The 10,266-nt window shown below is 46.9% G+C and carries 11 protein-coding genes and 1 rRNA gene; all 12 read right to left on the reverse strand.

All coding sequences use genetic code 11. From position 1 onward, the window contains the following. Positions 1–10 precede the first annotated feature (10 nt). A complete protein-coding gene (locus RQP52_RS35310; RefSeq protein ID WP_315956131.1) occupies positions 11–1,075 on the reverse strand; it encodes a phosphate/phosphite/phosphonate ABC transporter substrate-binding protein in 1,065 nt (354 codons plus the stop codon). A 73-nt stretch (positions 1,076–1,148) separates the two neighbouring features. After that, positions 1,149–1,877: a phosphonate C-P lyase system protein PhnL gene (locus RQP52_RS35315; RefSeq protein ID WP_315956132.1), complete on the reverse strand. Its 729-nt coding sequence runs from the start codon at positions 1,875–1,877 to the stop codon at positions 1,149–1,151. 14 nt (positions 1,878–1,891) lie between these two features. Beyond that, positions 1,892–3,073 carry a phosphonate metabolism protein PhnM gene (gene phnM, locus RQP52_RS35320; RefSeq protein WP_315956133.1) on the reverse strand — a complete coding sequence of 394 codons (1,182 nt, stop codon included), beginning with the start codon at positions 3,071–3,073 and terminating at the stop codon, positions 1,892–1,894. A gap of 26 nt (positions 3,074–3,099) precedes the next feature. Beyond that, entirely contained in the window at positions 3,100–3,945 is an 846-nt protein-coding gene (locus RQP52_RS35325; protein WP_315956134.1) for an ATP-binding cassette domain-containing protein, read from the reverse strand. Positions 3,946–3,975: 30 nt separating this feature from the next. Continuing rightward, positions 3,976–4,809 (reverse strand): alpha-D-ribose 1-methylphosphonate 5-phosphate C-P-lyase PhnJ, encoded by an 834-nt coding sequence (locus RQP52_RS35330; RefSeq protein ID WP_157322373.1) that lies wholly within the window; start codon positions 4,807–4,809, stop codon positions 3,976–3,978. Positions 4,810–4,814: 5 nt separating this feature from the next. After that, entirely contained in the window at positions 4,815–5,945 is a 1,131-nt protein-coding gene (locus RQP52_RS35335; RefSeq protein WP_315956135.1) for a carbon-phosphorus lyase complex subunit PhnI, read from the reverse strand. Between the two features lie 3 nt (positions 5,946–5,948). Then, positions 5,949–6,542: a phosphonate C-P lyase system protein PhnH gene (phnH, locus tag RQP52_RS35340; protein ID WP_315956136.1), complete on the reverse strand. Its 594-nt coding sequence runs from the start codon at positions 6,540–6,542 to the stop codon at positions 5,949–5,951. A 14-nt stretch (positions 6,543–6,556) separates the two neighbouring features. After that, positions 6,557–6,982, reverse strand: coding sequence for a phosphonate C-P lyase system protein PhnG (gene phnG, locus RQP52_RS35345; protein WP_315956137.1), 426 nt, complete (start codon positions 6,980–6,982; stop codon positions 6,557–6,559). A gap of 155 nt (positions 6,983–7,137) precedes the next feature. Beyond that, complete coding sequence (locus RQP52_RS35350; RefSeq protein ID WP_315956138.1) at positions 7,138–7,839, reverse strand: GntR family transcriptional regulator; 702 nt, start codon at positions 7,837–7,839, stop codon at positions 7,138–7,140. A gap of 21 nt (positions 7,840–7,860) precedes the next feature. After that, positions 7,861–8,493, reverse strand: a complete 633-nt coding sequence (locus RQP52_RS35355; protein WP_315956139.1) for a DapH/DapD/GlmU-related protein — start codon at positions 8,491–8,493, stop codon at positions 7,861–7,863. 1 nt (position 8,494) lies between these two features. Next, complete coding sequence (locus RQP52_RS35360; protein WP_315956140.1) at positions 8,495–9,364, reverse strand: PHP domain-containing protein; 870 nt, start codon at positions 9,362–9,364, stop codon at positions 8,495–8,497. An 824-nt stretch (positions 9,365–10,188) separates the two neighbouring features. Further along, positions 10,189–10,266 (reverse strand): 5S ribosomal RNA (gene rrf, locus RQP52_RS36645); the annotation flags it as partial.

The raw sequence follows: 10,266 nt of genomic DNA on the forward strand, positions 1-10,266 counted from the left end.
CGTGGTAACATTAGTTGTTGGACAGCATTCTAACCGGACCGAAAAAGGCATCATCCACAGGCAGGAATTTCTCTTTACCTGATTTTTGTTTGAACACGCCGGCATCTTTGGAGTCTTTAGGCAAGAAGATTTTCGGGTTTTTCGTTACAGCATCCGATGTTAGAGCATCCTTCAATTGTTTCACATCTTCCGCGCTGACCGTGTTTGTGTTAATAGCAAGTGGGGAGTTCAATACCGGCGTTACCGAAATGAGACTAAACTCTTTACCAACCTGCGTATTAAAAGGTTCCGCTGCTCCTTGTTTCACTTTGTATACCGCTCCTGGCGTGTTAGCCGTTCCTGAGCTCACTTCCACATAGTTAGCCACGCATGTATCACAGAAAGCAGCTACGTCAGCTTTACCTGTTAACAAATTGACAGCCGCTCCTTGGTGCGTGCCTCCGAAAAGAACTTCACTGAAGAACTTGTCCTTACCACCTTGAAGCAGATCATCAACGGTTAACTTTTTATACTGATCTTGTTTACTGAAATAGTTAATGATTCCGGCAGATGGTACTTTAAATCCGGATGTAGAAGAATTCGATACGAATGAGAACTTTTTGCCGGCAATTTTATCGATGGCAAATCCGTTGCCGTTTTTGTATGCAGCCTCATCACCTTTACGTACGCCTAACCAGCTATAGTAAACAGCGTCTTCCAATGTGCCTGACTCACCGCTCGGAACAACCAGAGGCTGAACCTTGTTATTTTTTGCATTCGCTTCAACGTAGCCCTGTGGTCCCATATAAGCCAAATCCGCACCACCGCTGGCAATAGCTTCAATCGCGATGATGTAATCCGTTGTTGTCTTGTGCTCGACTTTTTTCCCCGTTGCTGCTGCGATTGCTTTTCCTAGTTCTTCACGTGCATCTTTCAACTCGGCACCGGATTCATTCGGATACCAAGCGATCGTGATGGTGTCTTTTGTTTTGACAGGCGCTGCTGCACCCTTGGAATCTCCTGCTGCTTTTGTACCGCAACCTGCTGCCACGGCAACTAAAGATAAAGAAATGATAAGTGTTAATATTTTTTTCATTTGAAAAAATCCTCCTATTATTCCTATTTTATCTAGGTTACCGCACAATTGTTTCCAGAATATTCTGTCTAATTTAAGAGATTGTAAACTTGTCCTTCTTCTCTGCTGTGTAGAATCGGCCATCCCTGATTTGATACTCCCGGTCACACAGATGATCCATGAATTCCAGGTCATGAAAAATACCGAGCATCGTAGTACCTTGCTTCATCAATTGCTCAATCAATTGTTTCACTTTCAGTTTCGAACCGTGATCAAGGCTCGCCGTCGGCTCATCCAGCAGCAGCAGTCTCGGGCGCTTGACCATCGCTCTCGCAATATTTAACCGCAGCTTCTCCCCTCCGGAAAAAGTGGCGGGATAGCTGTCCCACAAGCTGCGGTCGAGCTCGAAATGCTCCAGCATTTTGATCGTCTCCGCCTCCGCATACTGGGCATCATCGCCCATCTCCACGATGGCATTATGGACCAGCTCTCGAGCTGTCGTACGTGGCATGACGCTAAGAAATTGCGATACATAGCCAATTTCGTGTTTGCGAAGTTCGATAATCGTCCGTTCAGGAGCGGCAGCCAGATCGATACGGCCGAACCTCTCGGAGTTGTACCAAATATGTCCCGCATGAGGCAGGTAGGTACGGTAAATGCATTTCAGAACGGTGGATTTCCCACTTCCGCTTTTTCCAGTAATCCCTACGAATTCGCCTTCTTTCAGAAATAAACTGACATCTTCGATCGCAGAGATTTGTTTGTTTAAATTATGCAGCGTAAAAGATTTGGACAACCGTTCTATCGACAGCAAATTTTCCATGCCGTCACCTCCTGTTAGATCCTGTAGTTCGTTTTCTGAATCAGTTTTCCGTCTACCAAGACGGTGGTCACAACTGGAAAATCATCCGGCTCCAATCGCTCAATGATCAGCAGGTCTGCCTTCTTTCCTTCCCGGACGGAGCCATATTCCGCGTCAATGTTAACCGCCTGCGCCGGATGAAGGGTAACGAGTTTGAACATTTCGACCAGATTCTGCTGGTTCGGTCCTGCGAGTTGGAACACAGCGTGAAGCATCGCTGCCGGGTAATAGTCGCTGCATAGTATATCGATACAGCCATCTTCAATAGCCTCAGCTGCAGATAAGTTGCCGCTATGCGAGCCGCCAAGAATGACATTGGGAGCGCCAGCTACGGTATGCAAGCCCTTCTCTTTCGCTTTGCGGGCGATGTCGAGCGTGATTGGGAACTCGCTGATGGCGGTGCCAAAGCTCTTCACCAAATCCAACTTCTCTACCGAATCGTCATCATGCGAGGCAATGGCGATGTTGTGCGCTCTGGCCATTTCGGCGATTTCCCTTATCGCGTCTACCGTCATTTTCTCTTTGGTCTGATGGTTGGCGATCAACACGGCGATGTTCTCATCGGACAGCGTGTCGTAGCCGAGAACCGTCTTTTTGTACACTTCGAGATCTCTGTATTGTCCTTGTCCAGGTGTGTGATCCATGAAAGATACCAAGTGGACCTTCTCTTCTTCAATGTAGCTCTTCAGGTTATCAATCTGATCCAGATTGTCGATCTCGAATCTGGCATGAAAACGATGGCGAATCAAATGCTTGCTGTTGTGCGTGCTATCGATCAAATCGATGAGCTTCCGTACATTTTCAGGCTCCCGAATCGGACGGTACTTGTAATCAACGGATTTGAAAATGGACAAAGAGTGGTACATCGTCGTAATGCCATGTGAAATAAGTTCTTTCTCTGTTTCGCGCAAACCAATTTTAAAATCGATAAGTGAAGTTGGCCTAGGTGCGGTCATATGCTCAATGTAATCGGAGTGGATGTCGATCATCCCCGGAGTTACGTAACCTCCGCCTGCATCGATGACCTCTATGCCATTTCCTGCCTCAATTTCACCTTTGGGGGCAATTCTGGCGATTCGCCCGTCTTGGACCCATAGATCATAACCCTCCAAAAGCGCTTCTTCCGTAATAATGATGCCATTCGTTAGTAGATACATCATAAGACCTCCACTCAAGGGATTCGTTATAACAGGGAATGAACCAACTGTTGTGTATAGGCATGTTGTGGATCTTCCAGGATTTGGTCCGTCAAGCCCTGCTCAACGACACGGCCGTCCAGCATCACCATCGTCCGATCTGCCAGCATCCGGATCACGCCAAGATCATGCGACACTAGCAGCATGCTGATCTTCAGCTCTCTTTGCAGGTGCTTGATCAAATCCAACACATTGGCCTGCACGGATAAATCAAGTCCGGTCGTCACTTCGTCCAGCAATAAAATCGGTGGGTTATTCGACAATGCTTTGGCAATTTGAACGCGCTGCTGCATACCGCCGGAGAAATTTTTCGGTGCTTCCTTCATCCGGTAAACCGGAATATGAACCTGCTCCAACAGCTCGCTTCCCCTGGACTCCATGGCGCTGACCGAACGATTTCCAGCTGCGATCATTTTTTCCGCAATATTACCGATCGAGGAGAAGTTCATCCTCAAGCCCATAACCGGATTTTGATACACCTTGCCCATGAGATGATTACGGATGTGCTTCTTCTGTTGGGATGATTCCTGAAAAAGGTTGCTCTCGCCATCTTTGTATGGCTGAAGGTAAGCCTCGCCACCGGACACTTCCTGATCGAAGTAAAGACATCTCATCAATGTCGATTTGCCGCTGCCGCTTTCGCCTACAATACCAAGAACCTCGCCGGGGTATAGATCGAAAGTGATGTCCTGGCACGAATAGACGGTACCGCAAGCCCGGCAATAATTTCTCTCCAACTGCCTGGTCTCCGGGTTACTGCACGCTTCACAGCCTGAACCGAATTGTTTATTTAAATGATTAACACTCAAAATAGGGGTTGCAATTTCTCCCATCCTCATGTCACCTCTTCCTCTTTGGAGCGATTATGGATTCATTCGTTCTAAGCAATAACTTGTATCATTACATTGATAAAATGTTTCATCTGTTTCGGCGTCATAAAGCTCATCCATAAATACATCTTGTGCTCCGCATTGCCGGCAGCTTTGACCTGGGAATGACTCCGGTTCGAAAGGAACATCGTCAAACGCCAAGGAAACCACTTGCGTATACGGTGGAACGGCATAGATTTTTTTCTCACGTCCCGCACCCAGCAAAATTAATGCCTCGGAGTAGTTCATCTTCGGATTGTCGAACTTTGGAATCGGGCTTGGCGCCATGACATAGCGGTCATGCACCATCACCGGATGATCCGCACCTGTGGATACACTGCCGTACTTCATAATTTGCTCGAATAACATCAACCAAGCTCCGCTATAATCTTTTTCCCCATGCAGGCGTTTGGTTTCCAGTTCACTGGATTCGTACATCCGCAGCGGCTCCGGCATTGGAACTTGCAGCACAAGGATTTGCCCTGCATCCAGCGGGACTTCCGGAATACGGTGCCGGGATTGGATTAGCGTAGCATCCTGCGTTGCGTCTACCGTAGGAACACCCGTTGTTTTGTCGATCAGCTTCTTGATGCTGACGGCATTCACCGATTCATCCGATCCTTGATCGATCACTTTCAGCACATCGCTTTTCCCGATTAGGGACAACGTCAGCTGTAAACCCCCGGTTCCCCAACCACGTCCGATTGGCAGTTCACGGGAAGCGAAAGGCACCTGATAACCCGGAATCGCTATCGCTTTAAGCGTAGCCCGGCGGATCTCTCTCTTGGACCCTTCATCCAGAAACGCAAAGTTATATTGGATTCGCATCTGCCTTATACCTCCTGGCCTTTGCCCACTGGGGTTTTTCTCGTCTTACGAACATCGTTAAGCTTCGCTTGGAACGTAACATAATGCGGCATTTTCAAATGAGAAATGAAACCTGTTGATTCGACAGAATCGATATGGAAAAGGACAAACTCCTCATTTTGCGTAGGAATCGACTTGTCGCCTTTTTCGAGGCTTTTGTCCAGAATGCTCATGGCAATGGCTTTCGTTTCATTTTGTCCGTAACAGAGACCGTATCCGAATTCAAGCTGCAGCTCTTTCCGGCCATTCTCCTTCTCAACCGTTACTGGCACGAGCATTTCCACCTCAGTTACCTTAATGTCACCGATAAAATAGGCATCATCCTCTTCACCAGACTTCGTGAGCGGGCTGTCGATATATACGGGAAGCTCTCCGACTCTCAGCTCTCCGACTGTAGGATGGACCATGCCATATCCACGAATGACTGCATAGGCCAGTGAAGTAACGGCTCCCGTCTGTCCTCTTGTCAAAACTTGCAGCTTCTCACTCCGTGTTGCAGGAAACGTGAGACTTGTCCGGGTCACATCATCCGGTTCGGTTGGATCCATTGGACATTCGGCAATGAGCCCTTCTTTCCTCAAGTAATCCAACACTTTGGGAAATCGCCCGTCATTTGTATCGGTCATCTCTTGAGCCGAAATCTCTTCCGCTTTACGATATTCTTCCAACCATTGCGTCACTGTTTCTTCTGTCTCATCGACCAGGTCGAAGTCCAAAAGCCTATGGGAATAATCCATGGAAGCACCTAGAATTTGCCCGCCGGGAATATCCTTGAACGAAGCGGAAATTCGTCTTTCCACCCGCATCTCCTCCGAGTGCACAGTTCTGGAATAATGCTTTCGAGGCAGCGTAGAACGATAGGCACGAAGTAGGAAAACCGCTTCCTCCGGGTTACCTTCCGCTTGCTTAATCGCCAGTGCCGCAAGTTGTTCGCTGTACATGCTGCTTTCTGACATGACTTGATCAACGAGCCCTCTCATGCCAGTTTCAATCGCAGACACATCCAGCACCTTGCCCTGCTGCAACCGTTCATACTGGATTCGTTGCAAAGATTGTTCAATTGCTCGCGTTCCACCTTTTACCGCTACATAACCCATCTTTTAGACTTCCTCCTTCATGACCTGAGTCGTCCTAGGCAATGCCAGCATACCGTGGGAAGCATCTGTAAAAATCAGATCCAGCCCAAGTGGAAACTCAGCATTTCGTTCAGCACGAATGGCCATCCACTCGTCTGCTACCTGCATCTCAGCTTTAACGGTCGTCCGAATCCCGGGACCGCTCAAAAGCAGCTTTGTTCCGCCGGATAAAGCTTCCGTTTCGATAATGATCGTCGCTGAGTTGTGCGGGTCCTGAAGCTCTCCGATTTTGGCCGTTTTCAACGCTCGAAGCAATTCCGATGGCTCAGCATCGCTAAGGACGAAGATGAAATCCGCTTCCTCTAGCTCAACCTCTTTGGCATACGTAGATTGACTAAGCGCTTGGGCCATCTCCTTTTCCCGCTTAGACACGACCTTGAAAGTCACTTCCGTATCAAGCAGCATTCGCGCTGCTATATACGTTGCAGGCAGATAACCTTGTAAGTGTTCCAGCTTTCCTGCTTCTTCCGAAAGGTCTGAAATTGTCCCCGGCCTTGACATCGAGTCAATTAACTTTCTATAAGCGGTTTGGATGTCGTGCACCATATCCAGCATCATCGGTCAAACTCCTTTCAATCTATATCCATCGTTTCAAAATCTACCTTCGTTCTTAAAACAATCTTGTGCTGCGCTTGTCGTCTTGCCGCTAATAGCTCGCCTTCCGACTGTAGCAAAGCTGTCCAAGCCTCTGTCTCCTTCAAGCCGGCTCCATACGCCGCATCGATAACAGCCAGTTCGTACGCTTTCTTCGGCTCGTCACCTTTCAATAGGCCAATCCCAACTGCGCCTTCGACGCGCACCTTACATTCGGTTACCAGCACCTCGCCCAAGTAAAACAAGCTTTTTTGTGCAGTCTCCCTTACCTTCACCATAACAAGTCCATGATTCGGCTCTTCGATTAAAGCAACAGGATATCGGCTTTCAATCTCATTAGCCAAAGCAGCAGCGAGCTGGGGCGAACCGTTAATCAGCATTTCCGTTCTTTGCTTCCGATTCATGTCTAAGCCTCCTTCTTCCCTATGCAATGCAACTTCACATCATCCACAATGTGCAAACTAACTTTACTTCACGCACGATAGAGCAAACCAACCTCACATCACACACAATATCTTGTTGCCAGGTTAGCAGCTGTTAAGTTTGTGTAAAAGCAATTCTAAATAACATAAGTAAACAAATCCCCACGATACATCGTTTTACTGTATTCCAAAGTTCGGCCAGATTCGCTGTCCTTACACTCGCATTCTAGGACCAGCAATGGAATCAGACTGGAACAAGCCAGCAGCTCCCTATCATATTTGGAAGGATGCGTTAACCGAAGTGTTGACTCTGTAGATTGAAAGTTCTTGTAACCATGATTTTTGTAATAGCTAAATATTGAAGTAATATCCTTACCCGATCTTTCTATATCAGGGAAAACAGATTCAGCAACATAGGAAATATGCAGCGCTATCGGCCTACTGTCGATGATGCGAAGACGGCCAATCTTGTAGACACGATCCGTTTCCTCTACGCCAAGCGTCTCGTATATTTTGTGATTGAATTCGATTGGATCGCAAAAAATATTTTTCGACTCGTATTTATACCCGAGCTCAATCATTTTCTGGCTAAAGCTTTTATTGGCGGAAAGCACCAGGGGGATTCGCAGGTTTCTATCCTGCACGAAGCTTCCTTTTCCCTGTTTGGAGTAAATGTAGCCGAGCTCCTGAAGCCGTTCATAGGCTTTACGAGCCGTGATACGAGGAACCTTGAACCAATCTGCGATTTCATTCTCGGATGGCAGTTTATCGTCAGGCTCATACTTCCCCGATTGAATCATCTGGATGAGATGGTCCATGATATCCATTTCTTCAAACATGCTTGCCGCCTCCCTCTCCAATTACGCGTATTTCTTCACGAAACTCGTGATATCGTTCAATTCATGGAACCTTTCTTGAATGAGTTCACGGGGCCAATCCCACCAAGCAATTTGAAACAACATATCAATGATCTCTTGAGAAAATCTTTGCTTGATCGGTCTCGCAGGCACACCCACTACTACCGTATATGGAGCAACATCCTTGGTAACAATAGCTCCTGAACCGACAACAGCTCCTGTACCAATGTGAACACCTTTCATTACAGTCGCTCCATGTCCGATCCATACATCATGTCCGATCGTGACACGATTGCCTCTGCGCCAGTTAAAAATCTCCTCGTCATTCGTGTCACTGAGTCCGTAGGAAGCTCCCCGGTACGTCATGTGATGCTGCGTCACCCGATCCATGGGGTGATCAACGGGATTGATACAAACGTGCGAGGCAATGGACGTAAATTTGCCTACCTCGGCATAATTGATCGTCACATCATCCATCGTATAGGTATAGTCACCGATTCGGGACTCGATAATATGATTCGTTGGGCCGATGGAAGTCCACTCTCCAGCAAAACTGTTCGTAATATGACTGCTTGCGTGAATCCTTGGCTCGGAAGATAATGGAAGGCTGGCATGGGTTTGATGGATCGGCTTCATATCAAATCATCTCCTTGTTGGATAGCGCTTGTTTGCGTTCACGCAGCTCGTTCACTACATGCAAACCGGGGGATTTGCTTCCCAATTGCACGTCTTTTTCGCCATAAAATCCATGAAAATCAGAGCCACCGGTCATCACCAGGTTAAACTGCAAGGCATACTCATGAGCTCTTCGCTCATCTTCCTGATTGTGCAGCGGATGCCACACCTCGATGCCTTGGAGACCTGCTTCCACCAGATCCGGAACCAATTCAAAGCTACTATATTGCCCCGGATGTGCCAACACAGGTACTCCGCCTGCCTGTAAAATGACCCTAACGGCTTCACAAGCATCTACATATTCTGTCGGGATGTAGGCAATACCCGGCTGTTCGCCGCTTTGACCGCGAGAAAACAGCTTTTTATATAAATCGCCATAGATCGTTGTTGTATACCCCTGCTCTATCAAGGCATGCATAATATGCTGCTTGTAGATACCCGTTCCGCCTTCCGCATGCTTCATCACATCATCCAAAGTAATTAAGTACCCGGCCTTGATCAGTCTATCAATCGCTGTAAGGCAGCCTTGGTGACGTCTTTCCAGCAGCGGACTGCATAACGCCTCAATCGCAGCGTTTCCTGGCTCTATGAAGTAACCAAGAATATGAACCCTTCTCTTTCTTGCAAAATCATAACCTGAGATTTCTATGCCAGGAATGATCTCTACGCCTCTCTCCTGCCCAGTATGGACCATTTGTTGAAGATCACGGGTTGTATCATGATTCGTAATCGCCAAATGACCAATACCTTCTTGAATAGCCAGATTCAATATTTCATCAAATGTGAAAGAACCATCTGATAGTCTTGTATGGCAATGCAGTTCTACTTTCATAGAAACATCCTCCTTGAAAAGAACGTGAAAATCGTTGTTAATTCCGTGCGTTTTCTTGTTTTTATTTTGTTTTGTTCTTTAAATCAATTCTAACTTGATGCCAAGTTCTTAGGGTCAATGCTGTGTAATCGCCAGGTTAAGAAATTGTAAGGATATAAAAAAAGGACCTAGCAGGAGGCTAGATCCGGGAAGGAGCACGAACACTAATGCAGTACTCTCGTGTATACGACTGTCGTAGTCTTGCATGAGCAGTTTCGATGGACTGATAGGCTGATAGACCGATAGACTGTTGGATTGATGGAGTTGAACGATTTATTTGATCGTGCAAAGTTTAACATGCCTGGTGGGAATGAAACCCTGCACTCGCTCAAGGGAACTGGAGTCCGCTATTCGGAGAAATTTTTTTGAGCGGAACTACAGGCTCTTATTTGTTCTCCTTGGTGTGTTTTTCAGCTGATATCTGCAAAATAGAGGACCGTAGTTCCCCATGGCTATAAAACATGCCTTTTCAGAGAGATAGCGGCCTGTAGTTCCTCAAGAGCTTAAAACATCAGCGGACTTGGCAAGTTAACTGCAAAAAGTGCAGGTAATGATGCTCCGCTGCTCAGAATAACAAACTTAGATGTAAAAAGTGTAGTAAATTTCGGTGAATTGATCTTTTTGGGGCATTTCGTGTGGACTTACCTGTACAAAATGCAGGTAATGAGTTGAAAAAGGGCTGAGGCTGTTGATTTTGATGTACTTTCTGCAGCTACGTGATGAGATGAACGAAATAAACAAAAAAAACCTTTCTGAGATTTCTCTCAAAAAGGTTCTTCATCTGTGCTTGGCAACGTTCTACTCTCCCAGAACCCTGCGGTTCAAGTACCATCGACGCTGGAGGGCTTAACGGTCGTGTTCGA

It is taken from the genome of Paenibacillus violae, assembly GCF_032461945.1.
In the GTDB taxonomy this organism is placed as follows: Bacteria; Bacillota; Bacilli; order Paenibacillales; family NBRC-103111; genus Paenibacillus_E; species Paenibacillus_E violae.